Origin of the sequence: Nocardia sp. NPDC046473 (assembly GCF_040645995.1) — a bacterium.
GTDB lineage: Bacteria > Actinomycetota > Actinomycetes > Mycobacteriales > Mycobacteriaceae > Nocardia.
The window spans coordinates 126,130-145,460 of record NZ_JBEYZJ010000008.1 but is presented as its reverse complement, the minus strand read 5'-3'; the positions used below and the strand labels follow the sequence as shown (position 1 = coordinate 145,460).

General features: G+C 65.5%; 19 protein-coding genes and 1 pseudogene. 12 read left to right on the top strand and 8 right to left on the bottom strand.

Annotated elements, in window-relative coordinates:
• Positions 1-75: 75 nt before the first annotated feature.
• Positions 76-2,352 (bottom strand): annotated as a pseudogene (locus ABZ942_RS28320) (MMPL family transporter); the annotation flags it as partial.
• A 379-nt stretch (positions 2,353-2,731) separates the two neighbouring features.
• On the opposite strand from ABZ942_RS28320, the gene ABZ942_RS28315 reads away from it, so the two are divergent.
• A complete protein-coding gene (locus ABZ942_RS28315; protein ID WP_357387137.1) occupies positions 2,732-3,751 on the top strand; it encodes an aldo/keto reductase in 1,020 nt (339 codons plus the stop codon).
• A 169-nt stretch (positions 3,752-3,920) separates the two neighbouring features.
• On the opposite strand, the gene ABZ942_RS28310 is transcribed toward ABZ942_RS28315, so the two are convergent.
• From ABZ942_RS28310 to ABZ942_RS28300, 3 genes are read right to left on the bottom strand one after another with little or no spacing between them, the layout of a single operon-like run.
• Positions 3,921-5,087, bottom strand: a complete 1,167-nt coding sequence (locus ABZ942_RS28310; protein WP_357387135.1) for an oxygenase MpaB family protein — start codon at positions 5,085-5,087, stop codon at positions 3,921-3,923.
• Positions 5,088-5,112: 25 nt separating this feature from the next.
• Positions 5,113-6,162 carry a polyprenyl synthetase family protein gene (locus ABZ942_RS28305; RefSeq protein WP_357387133.1) on the bottom strand — a complete coding sequence of 350 codons (1,050 nt, stop codon included), beginning with the start codon at positions 6,160-6,162 and terminating at the stop codon, positions 5,113-5,115.
• Positions 6,152-6,433: a hypothetical protein gene (locus ABZ942_RS28300; protein ID WP_357387131.1), complete on the bottom strand. Its 282-nt coding sequence runs from the start codon at positions 6,431-6,433 to the stop codon at positions 6,152-6,154. Before ABZ942_RS28300 ends, ABZ942_RS28305 begins: the two co-directional genes overlap by 11 nt.
• 396 nt (positions 6,434-6,829) lie before the next feature.
• On the opposite strand from ABZ942_RS28300, the gene ABZ942_RS28295 reads away from it, so the two are divergent.
• The 4 genes from ABZ942_RS28295 (at position 6,830) to ABZ942_RS28280 (ending at position 12,059) form a co-directional block, all read left to right on the top strand.
• The gene (locus ABZ942_RS28295; RefSeq protein ID WP_357387129.1) at positions 6,830-7,978 is read left to right on the top strand and encodes an NAD(P)/FAD-dependent oxidoreductase; all 1,149 of its coding nucleotides are present in this window, start codon (positions 6,830-6,832) and stop codon (positions 7,976-7,978) included.
• Positions 7,979-8,141: 163 nt separating this feature from the next.
• Entirely contained in the window at positions 8,142-8,639 is a 498-nt protein-coding gene (locus ABZ942_RS28290) for a MarR family transcriptional regulator (protein WP_357387127.1), read from the top strand.
• 10 nt (positions 8,640-8,649) lie between these two features.
• Positions 8,650-11,241: an MFS transporter gene (locus ABZ942_RS28285; protein ID WP_357387125.1), complete on the top strand. Its 2,592-nt coding sequence runs from the start codon at positions 8,650-8,652 to the stop codon at positions 11,239-11,241.
• The gene (locus ABZ942_RS28280; RefSeq protein WP_357387123.1) at positions 11,238-12,059 is read left to right on the top strand and encodes a YceI family protein; all 822 of its coding nucleotides are present in this window, start codon (positions 11,238-11,240) and stop codon (positions 12,057-12,059) included. The genes ABZ942_RS28285 and ABZ942_RS28280 overlap by 4 nt, the downstream gene beginning before the upstream one ends.
• Positions 12,060-12,118: 59 nt before the next feature.
• On the opposite strand, the gene ABZ942_RS28275 is transcribed toward ABZ942_RS28280, so the two are convergent.
• Positions 12,119-12,859, bottom strand: coding sequence for an SDR family oxidoreductase (locus ABZ942_RS28275; protein WP_357387121.1), 741 nt, complete (start codon positions 12,857-12,859; stop codon positions 12,119-12,121).
• Positions 12,860-12,918: 59 nt separating this feature from the next.
• Between ABZ942_RS28275 and ABZ942_RS28270 the strand changes: the two genes are divergently transcribed.
• Positions 12,919-13,488, top strand: a complete 570-nt coding sequence (locus ABZ942_RS28270; protein ID WP_357387119.1) for a helix-turn-helix domain-containing protein — start codon at positions 12,919-12,921, stop codon at positions 13,486-13,488.
• Positions 13,489-13,526: 38 nt separating this feature from the next.
• Here the strand turns inward: ABZ942_RS28270 and ABZ942_RS28265 are convergent, their stop codons facing one another.
• On the bottom strand, positions 13,527-13,898 hold the full coding sequence (locus ABZ942_RS28265) for a helix-turn-helix domain-containing protein (protein ID WP_357387117.1): 372 nt from the start codon (positions 13,896-13,898) through the stop codon (positions 13,527-13,529).
• A gap of 49 nt (positions 13,899-13,947) precedes the next feature.
• Here ABZ942_RS28265 and ABZ942_RS28260 point away from each other — a divergent pair, with 49 nt between their 5' ends.
• Both ABZ942_RS28260 and ABZ942_RS28255 read left to right on the top strand, forming a co-directional pair.
• Positions 13,948-14,304: a DoxX family protein gene (locus tag ABZ942_RS28260; protein ID WP_357387115.1), complete on the top strand. Its 357-nt coding sequence runs from the start codon at positions 13,948-13,950 to the stop codon at positions 14,302-14,304.
• A 68-nt stretch (positions 14,305-14,372) separates the two neighbouring features.
• Positions 14,373-15,347: a hypothetical protein gene (locus tag ABZ942_RS28255; RefSeq protein WP_357387113.1), complete on the top strand. Its 975-nt coding sequence runs from the start codon at positions 14,373-14,375 to the stop codon at positions 15,345-15,347.
• Positions 15,348-15,385: 38 nt separating this feature from the next.
• Here ABZ942_RS28255 and ABZ942_RS28250 read toward each other — a convergent pair whose 3' ends face one another.
• Entirely contained in the window at positions 15,386-15,898 is a 513-nt protein-coding gene (locus ABZ942_RS28250; protein ID WP_357387111.1) for a hypothetical protein, read from the bottom strand.
• Between the two features lie 151 nt (positions 15,899-16,049).
• On the opposite strand from ABZ942_RS28250, the gene ABZ942_RS28245 reads away from it, so the two are divergent.
• The 3 genes from ABZ942_RS28245 to ABZ942_RS28235 all read left to right on the top strand — a co-directional run bounded on the left by ABZ942_RS28245 (position 16,050) and on the right by ABZ942_RS28235 (position 17,825).
• On the top strand, positions 16,050-16,490 hold the full coding sequence (locus ABZ942_RS28245) for a GNAT family N-acetyltransferase (RefSeq protein WP_357387109.1): 441 nt from the start codon (positions 16,050-16,052) through the stop codon (positions 16,488-16,490).
• Positions 16,491-16,519: 29 nt separating this feature from the next.
• Positions 16,520-17,023, top strand: a complete 504-nt coding sequence (locus ABZ942_RS28240) for a hypothetical protein (protein WP_357387107.1) — start codon at positions 16,520-16,522, stop codon at positions 17,021-17,023.
• A 340-nt stretch (positions 17,024-17,363) separates the two neighbouring features.
• Positions 17,364-17,825, top strand: coding sequence for a phage tail protein (locus ABZ942_RS28235; protein WP_357387105.1), 462 nt, complete (start codon positions 17,364-17,366; stop codon positions 17,823-17,825).
• 107 nt (positions 17,826-17,932) lie between these two features.
• Here the strand turns inward: ABZ942_RS28235 and ABZ942_RS28230 are convergent, their stop codons facing one another.
• Positions 17,933-18,685 (bottom strand): alpha/beta fold hydrolase, encoded by a 753-nt coding sequence (locus ABZ942_RS28230; protein ID WP_357387103.1) that lies wholly within the window; start codon positions 18,683-18,685, stop codon positions 17,933-17,935.
• 152 nt (positions 18,686-18,837) lie between these two features.
• Here ABZ942_RS28230 and ABZ942_RS28225 point away from each other — a divergent pair, with 152 nt between their 5' ends.
• Positions 18,838-19,215, top strand: coding sequence for a helix-turn-helix domain-containing protein (locus ABZ942_RS28225; protein ID WP_357387101.1), 378 nt, complete (start codon positions 18,838-18,840; stop codon positions 19,213-19,215).
• The last annotated feature ends 116 nt before the right edge of the window (positions 19,216-19,331 follow it).

The window sequence follows — 19,331 nt, the reverse complement described above, 5'->3', positions numbered from 1 at the left end:
ATCGCTGTTCGCATCCTCAGGTGGGACACCAGTCGAGACTAGTATCTGCTCCGGTTCAGGCTCAACATGATCGGGCCGCAGCGCCCGCAACTTCGCACCCTCGACATCGATGTCCGGCAGGATGCGGTCGAGCCACTTCGGCATCCACCAGGACCGCTTGCCCATGATCACCAGCAGCGCCGGCACCAGCACCATCCGCACCACGAACGCGTCGATCGCGACGCCGCAGGCCAGCGCGAATCCCATGGACTTGGCGGTGGCGTCGTTCTCCAGCAGGAAGGAGCCGAACACCGAGATCATGATGATCGCCGCCGACGTGACCACCCGGGCACCGTGGTGGTACCCGGCGATCATGGCGTCCTTCGCCGACGTGCCGTGCACATATTCCTCGCGCATGCGGGTCACCAGGAACACCTGGTAGTCCATGGCGAGACCGAACACCAAGCCGATCAACATGATCGGTAGGAAGCTGACGATCGGCTGCGGATCGGCGATCAGGCCGAAAGTGCCCTCCTGGAAGATCAATACGGTGGCGCCGAAGGTCGCCGCCATGGAGAGCAGGAAGCCGAGTGCCGCGGTGAACGGCACCAGGATGGACCGGAACACCAGGATCAGCAGCACGAAGGCGGCACCGGCCACGATCGCCAGGTAGGGCACGATCTTGCCGAGCAGCACGTGGTCCATATCGGCGTAAATCGCTGTGGTGCCGGTGATTCCGTACTCGAGGCCGTACCGCTCGGTCAACTCGCCTTCGGCGGCGCGGGCGTCGCGCACCAGGTCCTTGGTGGCCTGGTTGTTCGGCCCCGATCTCGGGACGCCGTTGAGCATGACGCCGAGTTTGTTCGGACTGAACTGCGGCGTGGTGACGTAATCCATCTCCGGGAACGCGGCGAGCCGGTCTCGCAGCGCGGTAACTGCCGCTGCGCGTTCACCTTCCGGCACGTTCGCCAGGTCGGCGGCCACGGTCAGGATGCCGTTGCGGCCTTCGCCGAAGCCCGCGGTCCGGATGTCGTAGGCCTGTCGGACGGTGGAGTCGGTCGGGAGGCTGTCCTCGCCCGGCAGACCCAGCTGCAGGTTGAGGGCCGGAGTCGCCAGTGCGGCAAGGGCAATCACGGCCAAGGCCAGCGCGACCCATGGTCGCTTACCGATGAGGCGGCCCACCCGCATGCCATTGGTGACGGACGTGTCGTCTTCCGGGTCGTGCTTGGCGACCAGCGGGAGCTTCGGCTTGAACAGGAAACGGCCGAACGCACCGAGCACTGCGGGCATCAGCGTGATGGCCGTGAGCACGGCGAAGAAGGCCGCGACCGCGCCACCCAGACCCATGAAGGTCAGGAAGTTCACTCCGACGATGCTCAGCGCAGTCAAAGCGACGATGACGGTGAGTCCGGCGAACACCACCGCCGATCCGGCGGTGCCGACCGAAATGCCCGCAGCCTCTTCGGGACTGTCCGCAACCCGAAGTTCGTGCTTGTAGCGGGAGACGATGAACAGTGCGTAATCGATGGACAGCGCGATCCCGATCATCGACGCCAGGAACGTCGTGAAGCTCGGGACCTCGATGATCGAAGTGCTCAGCGAGATCGTCAACATGGCGGCGCTCAGGCCGACGATCGCGGTGATGATCGGCACGAAGGCGGCCATGATCGCGCCGAAGGCGATCACCATGACCACCAGCGCCACGCCCATGCCGATCATCTCGGCGTGGCCGCTCGGCTGCTCCTGTTTCTGTGCGATGGCCCCGCCGAGTTCGACGGTCAGGCCCTGCGCGCGGGCGGGCGCGGCCACGTCGTAGGCGGCATGGCGTTCTTCGTCGGTGATGTCCATCGCCGAGGCGATATCGAACGGCACCGACAGCACGGCGACAGTGGCCGGGGCGTCCTTGCTCAGCACATTGAGCGGCGCGCCGGAGCACACGGCCGGGTCGGCGTCGGCCAGGCAGCCCATCGCCTTGGTTACCTCGACCGGATTCTTCAGTGCCGCAGCGTCTTTCGCGCTGACAAGCTGATGCTTTCCGTCGTCGACCGACAGCGCCTTCAGGTCGGCGATCAGCGCATCGATAGCGGCACTGTTGTTCTGGTCGGTCAGCTTCGTACCGTCGGGCGCCTTGATGACGTACGCACCACTGACCGCATCGATGCCGAACTGCTCGGACATCCCCGGGAACTGCTTGTCCAGGATTTGAGTGGCACGTTCCGACGGCAGCGCCGGCATGCTGAACTCATTGCTCATCGGTTTGCTGAGCAGGCTACCCGCGATGCCGAGCAGGCCGAGGAGCACGAGCCACACCGGCAACACGATCCATTTGCGACGGAACGCGAACTTGCCCCACCGATACAGGTATACGGACACGAATAGGTTCTCCTAGAGGTAACCGGATTGTGCTGATTTCAGGGCCCGTGTACAGCACCTTCGCGGCCCGCGTTGCCTGCGAACATCTCCCTCGCCCGGCCGCTGTCTACCTACCGCACGGTAGGGGTGCGGATCGATAGGAGGACGTAAACGGAGGAGCAACCTCTAGTTGCGAGATGCTACCGCACGATCAATCGACACCGCCCGCGCCCCGGCCCCGAGCACGCCAACTTCCGCTCCGCAGCTGAGAATCCCGCCTCGGCGGTGGCATCTCGGCAGCCCACTTGGCAAACGGAGCGCCGTTCCGTATATTCGTTAACGGAACGGCGTTCCGCTTATTCGAAACGAACAAGCCGTGTCACCTTCAGGAGGAACTCTCATGCAGTACCGCACCTTGGGCCGCACCGGCGTGCAGGTCAGCACCCTCGCGCTCGGCGCGATGAACTTCGGCAAGGTCGGGCGGACCACCCAGGACGACGCGACCGCCCTCGTCGATACCGCCCTCGAGGCCGGGATCAACCTCATCGATACCGCCGACGCCTACAGTGCCGGCGAGTCGGAGGAGATGGTCGGCAAGGCCATCGCGGGCCGACGGGACGACATCGTGCTGGCGACGAAGGCGTATCTGCCGATGGGTGAGGAACGCAACCATCGGGGCAGCTCGCGCCGTTGGTTGATCACCGAGTTGGACAACAGCCTGCGCCGACTGGACGTCGACCATGTCGATCTCTACCAGATCCACCGGTGGGACCCGAACACCAGCGACGAGGAGACGCTCTCGGCGCTCACCGACCTGCAGCGCGCGGGCAAGATTCGCTACTTCGGATCCTCGACCTTCCCCGCGTATCGGATCGTGCAGGCCCAGTGGGCCGCCAGGGCACACCACCTGAGCCGTTACGTCACCGAACAACCCAGTTACTCGATCCTGCAGCGCGGCATCGAATCTCACGTACTGCCCGTGACCGAGCAGTACGGACTCGGTGTGCTGGTGTGGAGCCCGCTGGCCTCGGGCTGGCTGTCGGGCGCGATTCGAGCGGGCCGCGAAATCGCCACCAGCCGTTCGACATTCATGCCACAACGCTTCGACACCACGGTCCCCGCCAACCGGGCCAAACTCGATGCCGTGGAGCAGCTCGCCAAGGTCGCCGACGAGGCCGGCCTGACGATGATCCAACTCGCACTCGGCTTCGTGACCGCACACCCGGCGGTGACCAGCGCGCTCATCGGCCCCCGCACCATCGACCACCTGAACTCGCAACTCGCGGCCGCGGACACCGTCCTCTCCGCCGACATCCTCGACGCGATCGACACGATCGTCACTCCCGGTCTCGACCTAGCCGCAGACGAGAAGAACGACACACCACCCGCCCTGCTCGATCCCACACTGCGTCGACGCTGATTCCTCGCATGTCCTGAGCGACACGTGCGACAGGCATCGACCCGGCTGTTGTATTGCCCTGATCGGCGGTGCAACGATGGGTCGAAGCCTGCTCTCTCGCATTGCATTTGACGCACAGTCAAGCCACGGCTCGAGCAGGCGTAAGGCGCTGAACCCGCCTCGCACGTAGCTAACCGGTGGCCATGCTGGGTTCCGGCGGAATCCAGCGGTTCGCGCGTGACGCCACTGAAGAGATGCCGAAGTCGGACTTGAGTTCTTCCGGGACGGCGTACTGCATGACGCGGCCTCGGGTGAGTGAGCTGAGTTCGAACAACGCGGTGAGGTGGCCGAGGCGATCCAGCGCCCACTCCCCCAAAGGCGAACTGTCCTCGATGGTTTCGAGGACGCCGAGCAGCGCGGGCACGGCCTTGATCGCGGTGTCCCATGCGGTGCGCGGCACGTCGAGCCAGTCGGCGCAGGTGTCGCCGATCAAGTAGCGAATGAGGGCGGAGACCACCGGGTCGAGGAGGCTGCCTGGCACGACCTCCTCGTAGAGGTCGATGAGTTGGCGAGTGAGTTTTACGCCCTCCGCGCTCGGACCCATATGCCGGAGCAGGTAGAGGTCGAGGAATTCTCGTGCCGACTCAACGTCTTTCGGCGCATGCTCCTGATCGACGCCGAGCATCGCACCCACCACTCGCCATGCGTAGAAGTAAGCCTCGGCACCGTCCACGCTCATGTGGATGTTCAACCGGTGCAGGCTGTCCAGCACCAGCATGGAGAACAGCATCTGACCGCCGATCATGTCCTCCTGACAGATCGGCGTGCCCCATTGCGCTGTGTCCCAGCGGTTTTCCCGGGCCAGGTGGTGGCGAATCGCGGCGTGCAACAGCCGTACCTTCTGCACCGCGGGGACGAAACGGCTACCGGCTTCGAAGGCGTCGGGCTGCATAAGATAGACGGTGAACTGTCCGGTCTCGGCCATCCGTTTGGACGGATACTCCAGAGAATGGGTGGCCGACAACAGTTTTGCCACCTGTGGGACGACGTAACACGCGGGCATCGAGGCGAAGGACAGCGCGGTGGAGATGTGCACGTTGTTGTCGATGAAGAACAGCCTGGCCTTCTCCATCTCGTCCCAGTCCACCCAGGCGGGCGGCGCGGCGGTCGAGTGCAGATACTCGCGGGCGACCTCGGGCAGGTCGTCGGGCAGCGGTGAACCGGCGGTGGAGACATAGCGCATCAGGGTGTTGAACTTGCCCACCTCCCCGCGCTCGAAAAGGGTGGCCACGGTGGCGTCGGCGAGTTCATCACCGTGCAGTCGCAGCGCGTCCATCGACTCTCGCGTGTAGGTCATCGAAACTCCTTGCGTCGGTGGCGAATCAGTAGCGGCGCGTGGTTGCCGCGTTGGCCAGCTCGGTCAGCGCGCGGGCGGCGGGCGCGGGCACATCGGCCAGGGCGTGCGTGGCCTCCTCGACTCGGGCGGTGATCATCTCCTCGATTCGAGCGGGTGCGCCGACCTTGGTCATCAGGTCGCGCAGTTCGCAGAGATCGACGTCGTCGGGATCGTCGAGGTCCAGCAACCGGGTAAGTCGTTCGCGCTGCGGATCATCGACGGCGTGCCAGGTTTCGGCGAGCAGGGCGGTGGGGCGGCGGGCGCGTAGATCGTCGAGATTCGCCTTGCCGGTACGGGTTTGGTCACCGAAGAGTCCGAGCAGATCATCGCGCAGCTGGAACGCCTCACCCAGCGGTAATCCATACGCAGAGAACGCCTTCCGCAGCCGACCATCCGCGCCGCCCAACGCACCGCCGATGAGCAAGGGCTGTTCGACGGTGTATTTGGCGGTCTTGTACCGCACCACCTTGAGCGACTCGGTGACATCGGGAATCGCACCGGTGCACAGGATTTCGAGGCATTCACCGGCGATCAGCTCGCGCGCAAGCACCGCCCACAGCGGGCGCGCCCGCGATAGATACGCCGCAGGCAAACCACAGGTCACGAACAACTGGCCCGCCAACGCCATCAGCAGATCCCCCACCAGCATGGCGAGGGCTTTTCCGGTCTGCTCGAACGCTGGTGCGCGATGCCGCGGCGCGTGCAGGGCTGTTTGCGCGGTGGGCAATCCGTGCCGGAGCGGGCTGTCATCGATGATGTCGTCGTGCACACTGGCCGCCGCGTGCACCAATTCCAGAGCCGCAGCGGCCCGCACGAAGGCATCACTGTCCGGTTGCCCCGCCGCGCGCCAACCCCAGTAACAGAACGCCGCCCGCAACCGCTTCCCATGCCCACTCGCCATTACGAGCTGATCAGCCACCGGACGTAGTCGCGGATCGATATCGAGCAGTTGGTCGCGTTCCTGTCCGACGAACTCCTCGAGAATGTCGTCGACGCGAGCCTTGAAAGCGCAGGCGTCGTACCTATCAGTCCGCACCGGAACCGTTTTCGCGCGCGACGACCTGCTGCGCGAGGATCTCCAGGTGAGCGGGCGGCACCAGCGCATTCCGATCCAACGCCAACCGCCCTCGCGCCTTGAGATCACTCTCGGCGGCACCGGCCAATCCAGGCAGATCCGAACGCCGCAGTAACCCGAGCGCTTTACCCACGACCGGACCGACCCGACTGAGCGCCAGATCCGCCAACCCGGCCGCTAGCAGTACCGCATCCGCACCCCGGGGTCCCCGCTGATTCGACCTCTGCGACATGCGATCACGCTCCTGTCCCCACCGATCGACACTCGACGCCGCAACCCGGCAACGCTGGACAGGCTGGCACCGCCAGTGTCTCAGCGCCCCCTCACGGACGCGCCGAAAACTCAGAGGACAACCAGTTGTCCGCCGAATGCCTGCCGCTCGCACCGTCTTCCGGCAACGTCGTCGCGCTGCAAGACGATCCGGGTTCCGCTCACCCATGTGGTCTGGCGAGGTGGTGATCGAATCCGGTAGCCTCGAGGACGAGGACGCGCGAAGACTTATTCCGGTACGGGTTAGTCCGGAAGATTCGCCCAGCATCTCGCTGCCGCCGTGGGCGGCGCGCGAGAACCTGTGCGTCCCTTTCAGTCGAGACGTCTGTGAAGGGGCTGTGCTGTGTCAAATAGTGCCGTGTCGAAAAACGCTGTGCCGGAGTGGTTGCGGCCGGAGGACGGCGTTCTCGTGGTCGGGGCGGGGATCGGCGGACTGTGCCTCGCCCAGGGGCTGCAGCGCGCTGGAATCCCTTGTGCCGTCTACGAACGGGATGAGTCGCCGGAGTCGCGGCTGCAGGGGTACCGGCTGCACATCGACGGGACGGGCATCCACGCGTTGCGAGAGGTGTTGCCAGACGAGCTGTATGCGCGGTTCGAGGCCACGTCGTTGCGGCCGCGGCCGACAGTGCCGCGCTATGACGACCAGCTCGCGTTGCAGTCCGTGACGGAGTTCCCCGAGCCTGGGGTGAACGTCAATCGCATGACGTTGCGGCACATCCTGCTGAGCGGGCTCGACGGTGTCCGCTTCGGGAAGCGGCTCACCCGCTACGAAAGCGACGCCGACGGGGTCACGGCGTACTTCGCCGACGGCACCACGGCGCGCGGCGGTGTGCTCGTCGGTGCGGACGGGGTCAACTCGCCGGTCCGGCGCCAGTACCTGCCGCACGCGCGGATCGAGGACACCGGGCTGCGGCAGCTGTACGGCAAGATCCCGCTGCACGAGGCGACCCGACCGCTGTTCGACGACGAGATGCACGCTGTGTTCAGCATGATCCTCGGCCCCGGCCACACGATGGTAGGTGTGGCGCCGGTGGCACACCCGGAACCGTTCATGACCTGCTCGGTCGGCCTGCGACGGGAGGCGATCGGCCTGTCCGACGAGGAACTGGCCGGGCTCTCCGGCGAGCAGCTGCGCGAGCTTGCGCTCGCGCAGGTGGCCGGATGGCATCCGCGCGTGCGGGCGATGGTGTCGAGCTGGGCGCTGGAAACCGTGTTCCCCCTGGTGATCCGGACGAGCGTGCCGTTCGCGCCATGGGTTTCGACCCGAGTGACGTTGCTCGGCGACGCGATCCACGCGATGAGCCCGGCGGCCGGGGCCGGGGCGAACGCCGCGCTGCGAGACGGGGCCGCGCTGGCGTCCGCGCTGCGCGAAGGGCCGGACGCGGCTGTCGCCGAGGGCGCGATCACCGCGTACGAGGAGGCCATGCTCGCCCACGGGTTCGCTGCCGTGCGCGAGTCCGCCGCGAACGGGCGTCAGTTCCACGGGCAGGATCCGTTGCCTGTCTGAGGTCGGCCACGGTCCGCCTCCAGTGATGATCTCGGGCAGCAACATTGAGGTATCCGTTCGGGATTGGCCATGGCTTGGCCGGGTGCGTTGAATGTATAGTTGGCAGAAGCAACTAGTTACAGGCGCTAAGCAAGTTTGTAGGTGTGCAAGAAGGTGAATCGCGATGACCGCTGCCGGTGTCGATCCCACGGCCGCCGCCGTTGCGCTCGACGACGCCGATCGACTCGGCGCCCAACTGGTCCGGTTCGTACGACTGATCAACCGCACGAAAACGCAGCTGTCCGAACACGGGCCGGACGGCCTGGAGCGGCTCGCCTACGCGGTCCTGTTCTGCCTCGTGCACGACGGCCCGCAACGCACCGGCAAGCTCGCCGAGCAACTGCACTCGGAGATCTCCACGATCAGCAGGCAGACCAGAACCCTGGTGGAACACGGCCTTATCGAGCGCCGGGCCGATCCGATCGACGGCCGCGCGTGCGTGCTGGCGGCCACCGCGGAGGGCGTGCGGGTCTTCGAACGGAACCGCCGCCGCCGCAACCTCTGGATTGCCCGACTGCTGGCCGACTGGCCGATCGAGGAACGGTCCGCGCTGACCGACCTGCTCGACCGGCTCAATACCGCGATCGAAACCACCCCGCCCCGTATGACCGAACCACAATAGGTTTTGAAATATGACGAATCCGACCACCATGGCACCGCCGGACTCGAATGCCGGTGCGCGAGTAGCGCTCTCGCACCGACAGATCATGACGATCCTGTCCGGCCTGTTACTCGGCATGTTCTTGGCCGCACTGGATCAGAACATCGTGAGTGTGGCCATCGTGCGGATCGCCAACAGCCTGCACGGTTTCAACGAACAGGCCTGGGCCACCACGGCCTACCTCATCACCGCGACCATCAGCACCCCGCTGTACGGCAAACTCGCCGATATCTACGGACGAAAGCCGTTCTACCTCACCGCGATCGGCATCTTCGTGCTCGGCTCGACCGCGTGCACGTTCGCGACCTCGATGTACGAGCTCGCCGGATTCCGCGGCCTGCAAGGTCTCGGCGCGGGTGGCCTGATGTCGTTGGCGTTCACCATCATCGGCGATATCGTGCCGCCCCGCGAACGGGTGCGGTATCAGGGCTACTTCATGATGGTCTTCGGCACCGCGACGGTGCTCGGCCCGGTGCTCGGCGGCTGGTTGTCCAGCTATGACAGCCTCGGCGGGATCGACGGCTGGCGCTGGGTGTTCCTGGTCAACGTACCGATCGGCGCGATCGCACTGGCCGTGGTGTTCCGAGTGCTCAATGCGCCCCATCAGCGACAGAATCACCGGGTCGATTGGCTCGGCGCGGTGGCGCTGGCGATCTGTGTGGTGCCGCTGCTGATCGTCGCCGAGCAGGGACGCGGCTGGGGATGGGGCTCGAATCGCGCGATCATCTGCTACGCGATCGGGGCCGTCGGACTGCTGCTGTTCGTCTTCATCGAGTATCTGATGAAGGACGCGGCGCTGATTCCGTTGCGGCTGTTCAAGAGTTCGACGTTCAGCGTCACCATTGCCGGTGGCTTCATCGTCGGTGTCGCGATGTTCGGCGCGCTGTCCATGGTTCCGTTGTATTGGCAGGTGGTGCGCGGGTATTCGCCGACGAAGGCGGGTCTGCTGATGCTGCCGCTGGTGGCGGGCATCATGATCGGCTCACAGATCGCCGGGCGGGTCACCAAGATCACCGGCCGGTACAAGTTCCTGCCGGTGGTCGGCACCTTCGTCATCGCTTGCGGCGCAGCGCTGTACGCGCAGGTGCTGTTCGACAGTCCGGTGTGGCAGCCGCTGCTGTACAGCGGCATCATCGGGTTCGGTCTCGGTGGGTGTATGCAGACGCTGATCATCGCGGCGCAGAACGCGGGACCGCCCTCCGATATGGGGGTGTCCACCGCCTCGGCCACCTTCTTCCGACAGATGGGCGGCACGCTCGGCGTCGCGGTGTTCCTGACGATCATGTTCAACTTGTTGCCGCACAAGATCGTTGACGCCTTCGGCGGGCGGCTGCCACCGGGATTCGCGCCATCCCAGCTCGACAGCCTGCAGAGCAACACCAGTGGTATCGCCGCGCTGCCGGACGCGGTGAAGCAGCCGATTCTGATCGGCTTCACCGACTCGCTGCACGGGGTCTTCTACTCCGCTGCCGCGGTGGCGCTATTGGCCTGTGTGGTACTGCTTTTCATGAAGGAAATCCCGCTGCAGGATGCCGGGGCGCCGGCTCCTGAGCCCAGCGAGAAGGTCGCGGCGAGCGCCGACTCGTGGGACGAGGCACAGGTCTGGGAGGGCGCCGCCCAGGCGCTCAGCGAGCCCGAACCGGTGCTGGCCGGTGCGGTCGGGCGCAGCAACGGCAGCCGGGCACAGCTGAGTCCGGCGGCGGTCAGCCAACTGGCCGTGACGAATTCGGCCGCAGGGTTCTCCACTCGCGCAGGAGGAGGCGGTTCAATCGGCGGCAGCATCCGTCGCGAGGACGGCCGCGCGGTCGCCGGTGCGGCACTGACACTGATCGACCAACGCGGACACCAGGTTTCGCGCTCGACCGGCGGTTCCGACGGCGGCTACCGCATCGGCGCGCCCGCCACGGGCAGATATGTGCTGATCGTGTCGGCGGGCGGATTACAGCCCGCGGCGGTGAACGTGACCGTCGGCGAGCAGCCGCAGGCGCTGGACCTCACGCTGCTGGGATCCGGTGAACTGTCCGGCGTAGTGCGCACGGCCGGGCGCCACGAACCCATTTCCGGTGCGACCGTCACGCTCACCGATATGCGCGGCGAGGTCGTCGGCGCGGCAGTTACCGACACCGACGGCGCCTACCTCTGCCACGGCGTGCTATCGGGCACCTACACCCTGGTGGCGGCCGCCGAACGCATGCGGCCCAGCGCGATTACGCTCACCGTGCCCGACAGCGGCCTGCTGCAGCACGACATCGAGCTTTCGCCGATGTCGGTGCTGGCCGGGTCGGCCTCGGCCAACGGACGGGTGGTGCCGGACGCCTACGTCACGGTGCTCGACGCGGCCGGCGAACCGATCGCCGCTACCCGCACCGACGAGAACGGGCGGTACGTCCTGCGCGATCTACCCGAGGGGCAATACACGGTGGTCGCCCGCGGCTATCCGCCGGTGACCAGCCAGATCACCCTGGCCGGTGCCGAGATCACGCACGATGTGCGGTTCGGCTACGAGGAGGCGGTCAGCGTGACCACAGAGGACCCGGGCTTGTCGGAGACAGCGCGGCCATGAGCGGACTGACAGCGCGCATTCACACCGCGGACGGTTGGCCGGTACCGGATGCGGTTCTGACGGTGACCGATATGAGCGGCCGACAGGTCGCGCGGGCCGCGGCAGATGCCACCGGTACGGCACGCACCGAGCCGCTGCCCCCTGGCACGTACACCGCCGTCGTGACCGCCCCCGGCTTCCGACCGGTGGCGCAGATGGCCCGCGCCGCAGGCGACGGCTCGGGCCGCCTCGGCGAGATCACCATGGAACCGGAGGCGGGTGTGGTGGCCACCCCGCCGCCGGGACCATGGACCATCGATCCGGTGCACTCGACCGTGATCGTCACCGCACGTCACCTGGGCATCGCCAGTATCAAGGCCCGCTTCGCCGAGGTCAACGGCCGACTGAACATCGCCGAGACTTTCAGCGAGTCGACCGGTTTCGCCGAGATCAAGGCCGCGAGCATCGATACCGGCATCGGCATGCGCGACGACCATCTGCGCTCCCCCGACTTCCTCGACACCGAGCGATATCCGGTAATCAGCTTCACCGGCAACAGTTTCCGCCGCACCGGCGGCGACACCTGGGTAATGGCAGGCGAACTCACCCTGCACGGACAGGTCCACCCGATCGATCTCGATGTCACCTACGGCGGATGCGGCCCCGACCCCTGGGGCGGCGTGCGCGCCGCCTTCCACGCCGAAACACTGTTACACCGCAACGATTTCGCCATCGACTACAACGTCCTCGTTCGCGCGGGCGTCGCCGCCGTCGGCACCACCGTCAAGATCGACCTCGATATCGAAGTGGTGCAGGGCGAGCAGCTGCCGCAGATGTAACGAATTGGCTGATCGCTTGGGCACCAACACCTTTCGTCGGCATTGCCGATGAATGTGTCTCAGCCCTGGCGGGTCGGCCGGATGGTCAGGTCGCCGATTTCGACGTCGTCGGGTTGGTCGATCGCGAAGGCGATCGCGCGGGCCACCGCCGCGGGGTCGATACCGAAATCGGACATGCTCCGAGCCATCTGCTCGCGCACGGCGGGATCGTCGACGGCGTTGTCGATAAGTTCGGTACGGACGTAGCCGGGAGAAATCGACGTCGTCCGCAGCACCCCGTCGGTACTTTCTTGCCGCAGTCCCTCCAGAAGGGTGCGTACCGCATTCTTCGTTCCCGCGTACACCGCTTGGGCGGGAACGATCTTCAGGCCGGCGGTCGAGACGACGGTGACGAGGTGGCCACTGCCCTGACGGCGGAACACCGGCAGCGCCGCGGCGATCCCGTGCAGGATCCCCTTGACGTTCACGTCGACCATCGCCGACCAGTCCTCGATGTTCAAGTCCGCAACGGGGCTGATTTTGCTGATCCCCGCGTTGCCCACCAAGACGTCCAGGCTGCCGAAACGGTCGACGGCGGCGGTGACGAGCGACCGGAGGTCTTCGGGATCGGTGACGTCCACGCGCGTGGCGGCCGCTCGCCCACCGGCGGCTTCGATCTCGGCGACCAGTCGGTCCAGCCGGTCGGTGCGGCGGGCGCCGAGCACGACTACCGCGCCGAGTGCGGCGAGGTGACGGGCTGTCGCCGCGCCGATTCCGCTGCTGGCTCCGGTGATGGCAACGACCTTGCCCTGAATGGTCATGAGGATCCTCCAACTATAGTGGACACATGTCCGGTTACCCTGACGACCTTAGCGGACAAGTGTCCGCTTCTGTCAAGAGCGGCGGAACGCGGCGTGCGGACGCACAACGCAACCGCGAACTGATCCTGCGAGCGGCACGCGATCTCGTGCGCGAGCCGGGAGAACTGAAACTCAACGCGGTCGCGAAGGCCTGCGGTATCGGGCAGGGCACGCTGTACCGGCACTTTCCGACACGCGAGGATCTGCTCGCCGAGGTGTATCGCCATGAGGTGGAAGAGGTGGTCGCCGCGGCGCCGCGCCTGCTGGCAGCGCACCAGCCGCTGGATGCGTTGGCAGCGTGGTTCGACCGGGTCGCCGCCTACGCCCGGGTCAAGCGCGACGTGTTCGCCGCCTTCGAGGCAGCGACCTGGCACGACCTTGCCGCCCATAGCCTCGGCCCGATCGGTGCAGCGGTGGAATTGCTGCTGGCCGCGGGCCGCTCGGACGGCAGCGTCCGGGCCGACGCCGAAGCCCGTGACGTCATCGTGCTCATCAGCTGGTTGTCGCGACTGGACGACGCCGAACTCGACGCACGAGGGCCGCGATTGCTGTCGATCCTCATCGACGGCCTCCGCGCGCGCCACCCCTGAGGCGAATACGCCGGGGGCACAACAATTGTCGCCGGAATCTAGTGCGTCTGGTTCGCGGCGATCGATTCCTGGAAGTCGACGAGTGTTTCGCCGTGCGTCTGCGCCCACTCGGTCAGCATCGCTATCGGCTCCTGGAGGGTCCGGCCGAGCGGGGTCAGGCTGTATTCCACCCGTGGGGGCGCTTCGGCGTAACGCTGTCGTTCGATGAGGCCGTTGCTCTGCAGTCGGCGCAGGGTCTGGGTCAGCACCTTCCGGGAGATCCCGCCGGACAGGGCGACGAGTTCGCTGTGCCGCCTGGGGCCGTCTTTGAGCGCGTACAGGGTGACTACGGACCACTTGTTCGCGACGATCTCGATGGCAGTGCGCGCAGGGCAGTCCGACATGAACATGGTTCCGGCAGCAGAGCTCACAGTCCGAAGGTTACCAAAGGGTACCTATCGGATCTTTAGCGTTTCCATCATGCACATCGCAGCTCTTATCCTGTCCGTCCTGCTCGCTCTCGCGATGCTCCAGTCCGGAGCGATGAAGTTCGTGCGCCCAGCATGGATACGTCAATTCGCGGAAGCGGTCCACCTCACCACCTCCCAGCTCACCGTGCTCGGGAGCCTGCAGATCGCCGCGACGGTCGGTCTCATCGGGGGCATCTGGTTCCCGACCGTCGCGATCGCCGCCGCGATCGGGCTGGTGCTCTACTTCAGTGGCGCGATCGTTGCGCACGTCCGCAGCGGCGACCGGAACATGCTGGGAGCCTTGGTCTTCCTTGCGTTCTCGATCGCGACGTCAGTCGTGCTCGTACTTGATGTCCTCGGTCCGTGAGGGCCGAGTGATCTTTTGATGATCATCGATCCGCGTGAATATGACATCGAGGTCGTAGCGTCCCTCCGGTGAGGAAGATCGTCGCTGCCATCGTAATCGGGCTGTCCGGTGCGGCCGCCGTGTCGTCGTGTTCGTCCGCGGGCCGCTCCGAGCAGGTTTTCTCGGATGAAGAGAAGGCGATGCTCGCCGAACGCGAGACCATGCGCCCGATGGATCCGTGCGGCTATTTCGACGACGCGGCGATACAACGGATCGGCACGCCCGACGACATCAAGCTCAACAACACGTTCTACGCCTGCTGGGTAACCTTCACGCCCGCACACCCGGCGGATCCGGCCCGGATCATGGTCGACATGGATGGGCCTACCGAGGCCTATCGACGGCAGTCTGAAACGCAGCCCCTCACGCCGCACCAGGTCGGCGACACCACGGTATGGACCTTCACCCGCCAGGAGGGCGCTTGCACGGCGAACGTCCCGGTCAATGACCGCCGGAGCATCGAGATCGACGCGTTCGCCGGCGCTGGGCGCGCAGACCAACCGCAAGACCAATGCGCCGCAGCGCTGGACCTCGCCACCGCGATCGTCCCGCATCGGCTCGAACGCCCGCTACGCGCGAATTCCCCACGCACCCAGCGGAACTCACGACTTGCCGCCCTCGACCCATGCAAGGCGCTCGACACGATCGGGAAAAGACACGACCCGCACCAGTACGTCAATACCAACCCCTGGCACTGCGCCTTCAGACTCGACAGTGACGACGAGTCGAGCCTGCAGAACATCTCGCTCGAGTTCACCGTGCCGTTGGGGATGTGGAACGCTACGGTCACCGACATCACGATCAGCGGATTTCGAGCCCGCCAGTACTACCTTCCCAAGGCAGCCTCCATTCTCAAGCGGGACGACTGCCAGATCGTGATCGAGACGCCGGTCGACGGCCGGATCGGACACCCCGAGTTCATCGACATCACCACCGGCGATTGCGCTATCGGTCGCGCCACCGGCGAAGAACTTGTTCGGCTCTTCGATCAGCTCCCGCGCTGACTACCCCGAACGACAGGCGTCGCGCCGCGGTGTCGGCGTCACTGCGTCAGCATGGGTATCGGGCTCGGCTCGGCCACGGTCACGAGGACAACGACATCCGCATAGCGTGCGCCGCCGTGGCCGAGGCGATGAGCGAAGCGCGCCACGGGAATTCGCCACCGGTACTTCGCGGCGATCTCCGACTCGACATGCGGCAGTAGCGTGCCCGCGGTCACCAACTGGGCTTGGCCTTGCCGCTGGTGCGAGCCGAGCGCGGGACTGCCGCGCCGGTCACCGGGCTGAACGACCACCCGGCCGTCGCGCGCCAACTCTTCGGCTTCTGCGGATTGCGACGACACGCGGAAAGCGAGCTGGGTGTCGCCGATCGGAATGACCAGTCGCGGCACCGTGGTCAGCTGTCGCGGACCGCTGATCCTGGTCACCAGAACGGTTTTGGCGTCGCGCCAGACGGTAGCAGCAGTCGGACTCGCACCGCTGCGCGCTGATTGGAGCCGAGCAGCGGGACGCGCTACCTGATTGTCGATGGTGAGATCGACGAGGGTATCTGTCATCGCGTTCGTTCCTTTCCCCTGAGGAATCCATCGATCGATCGGTATCGGGTTCCCGGCGACGCAGGCGGGTCCTTATCCATCGGCCATACCCCGCCATCACACTCTCAATCACGTTTCACCGCCGGCTCATTCGTGAGGCAGGATTGTCACCGTGGTAGAAATCAGCCTCCTGACCGAATCCGACCGTGCCAGTTGGGAATTGCTGGCACGCGGTAAAGATGGCTACTTCGCCGTCGAACGAAGCGACGCCGACTACGAACGTGCGTGGCGACGCCTGCTCGACGATGACCAGATACGCGGGATCGCCGCCCGGTTGGACGGCAAGATGGTCGCGATCGCGCACTACCTGTTCCACGCCAGCATCTGGTATCGAGGGAAATGCTATTTGGCGGACTTGTTCGTCGACGAGGAAGTCCGGCGGCGAGGCGTAGCGACGGCAGTGATCGAGTGGGTGGCACAGGACGCCGTAGAGCACGGCTTCCCCGGCCTCTACTGGAACACCCTGGAGGACGCCCCAGCCCGCGCCCTGTACGACAACTTGGGCAAATTTCACCAGGGACTCATCCACTACACGTACGGTCGCGCCGAGTGAGTGACCGCACTCCACCCCTATGGTGGAGGTTGACCACCGTTGCGATTGCCGTTGCGACAGTTGCCCTTTGCCTCGCTCAGTTGTGGGGCGCGATGTCGATCGAGTCGCTCCGCTACGCGCTCTACACGTTGATGTTGTTCTCGGCCGTCGGCCTGGCCTGCCTGGCGACCGGCGTGGCCGGTGCATTGCTCTATCGCACCTGGCGACTGAGCCTCATCGCTCCGGTGGCGGCGATACTGACCTTTGCCGTGGGGTGCACCGGGATACCGGGCGAAGTCGGCTGGGCTCTGTCGAAAGATGCGTTCGAGCAAGCAGCAGCCACGTGTGCCCACACGAAAGAAACCAGACTCGGCATCATTCGTGTCACCACGATCACCAAACGTGATGGAGGGTGCTGGCTCTACACCCACGGCGGCCTGATCGACTCGACGGGGTTCGCCTACTTCCCGGACCGCACCCCGGTCAGCAGCAGTCCCAAGACCAGCTACACACACCTCGATGGCCCCTGGTATCGCTTCTATGGCGGCTTCTGAGCACGCCCCCTACCTCGTTGGCAGGCCGAAAAGTGTGGCTAGCTCGGCGGAGTCGCCTGTGTGGCCGGTGGCTCCACGGGAGCCCATTGCCGGCGTTCGGTATCCCAGCCCAAAATTTTCCCCTGCAGCCTTGGTTCGGTGGGGTCGAGATCGAGCAGTGCCAGGCGCGCTTCGTCCGGAAGGTCGGCGGTGACCAGCCCGACTTGCGAACCCGCGGTCACCAAGGACCGCCATGCAGCTCCCGCATCGGCTACGTTCGTACCAGCGCATATGTTGAATCCGACCCGCGGTGGACAATGTCCGACGCCACCGACCGGACCCGAAGACGGAGGAATTGACCATGCCTTATGCCGTGGACTTCGACACCGTATCGACCGTCGGCCTGGAGTCGTCGCCGGTCGCGGACGCACTCGCCGGCCTGCGGGCGAACGAGGCCCGGTACTTCAAGAACAAGTATGGCCACGTGTTCACGGTCGAGCCCGCGAGCGACGCCACGTCGACGATCGACTGGGTGCATCGGATCCTCGAGGAGGAACGCGGCATCGTCATCGCCGCTCCCCCGCTCGAAGCGACCGCATTCCAGGTCGAGAACATTCGGATCGCCTACGTCTTCTACAAGGACGGTCTATCGATCAACGTGATGTACACCGTCGACGACTCCGGGAAACGGGCGGTCGGGTTCAAACTCTCCGACGGGATGGAAGTCCCCGCCGAACTCGCGTCGTTCAAATTCGCTCGCCAGAAGTCGAAGCTGGCCGGAACCATCCGCGGCTCCTACTTCGTCATCAAGAACGAGTACTGATTCGGTCAATTGCCGACCAGGTGGAGGGATGGTAGCCGTGGCGGAGTCGGTTCTCGGCCGTGCGGTAGAAGAGATTTGCGCGGAATTGCGTGCCCCTCGAAGAGGACCTACCTTGCGACGCAGCCCACGCCGCTGTGACTGAGTTCGAGCAGTAATTCGCTGAGTTCGGTGGGCATGGTGATCATGCAGTCGTGGCCGGTCGGCAATTCCCATATTTGGGCCGGCGAACCGTTGGGCTGGACGGCGGGGACGGGGCGGCGGGTGATGCCTGGTGGCGTCGCGCCGACGCAATGGATGTGGGTGCGTGGGATCGCGTTGGTGGCGGGGTTGTCCAGGCGGGCCGGTTGTTGGAGGCAGCGGACGGGCTGGTCGGAGAGGATGGTGCGTAGCCAGGCTATGTCCGCCGGGTCGGTCACGCCGAACAGGCCGAAGGGCGGCGGACTTTCGGGGAGGGGCGGGATGCGCCAGCTGGTGCCGGAATTCGCGGCGAGGTCGATCAGGTGTTGGCTGATGGGTTGGACGTCGACCGCGGTTTCCCCGTCTACCGGCACCATCGCATCGAGGTAGACCAGGTGTCCGATCCGGTCCGGAATCTGGTTGGCCACTGACGAAATGACCAGTCCGGCATAGCTATGGCCCACCAGGACCACCTCATTGAGGTCCTCCTCGTTGATCAGCGTGACGATGTCGTCGACGTGCGTGTCCAGCCCCACCTCGGGGCTGAGCAGATGCGCCTTGTCGCCGTAGCCGGTCAGCGAGGGCGCGAGCACTCGGTGTCCTTTCGACTCCAGCAGCGGCACCACCCGCTCCCAGCAGCGTCCACTGTGCCAAGCACCGTGTACCAGCAGAAATGTCGACATGGTTGCCACGATCTTCCTGTTCGAGGCGCGGCGGGCGCGCGAAACCTATAGTTACTCTTCGTAACTCGATACTGTTCAAGAACTACAATTCATCATTCGCCCTACGCGGGCAATAAGGCACATTTCGGTGCTCGGGTTCCTTGGAGGTAACCATGACCACGACCGACAGCGAGCCGGACAACGCATGCCGGGCCCGGGTGGTGCTCGGCATCGTCGGGGACAAGTGGTCGTTGCTGGTCGTGCGCAATCTCCGGCACGGGCCGCGCCGCTTCACCGAACTCAAGCGCGACACCGACGGCATCAGTCAGCGCATGCTCACCGTCACCCTGCGCAGCCTGGAACGCGACGGGATCCTGACCCGCACGGTGCACAACGTGATGCCGCCGCACGTCAGCTACGAGCTGACCCCGATGGGCAAGACTCTGCGCGAAGCCACCGCTCCCCTATTGGATTGGAGCATCACCCATCTCGCACATATCGACGCCGCTCGCGCCGAATACGACGGGCGAGCCACGACCTCACCCGCCTAGAACCGGGCGATGCTGTCCGACGGCAGTTCAGCTATGAAGCATAGGGAGCGCACACCCGGACTATCGTGGCGCCAGCGGGCAGGTGAGCGTGAAGACCTGATCGATTAGGTTGATGG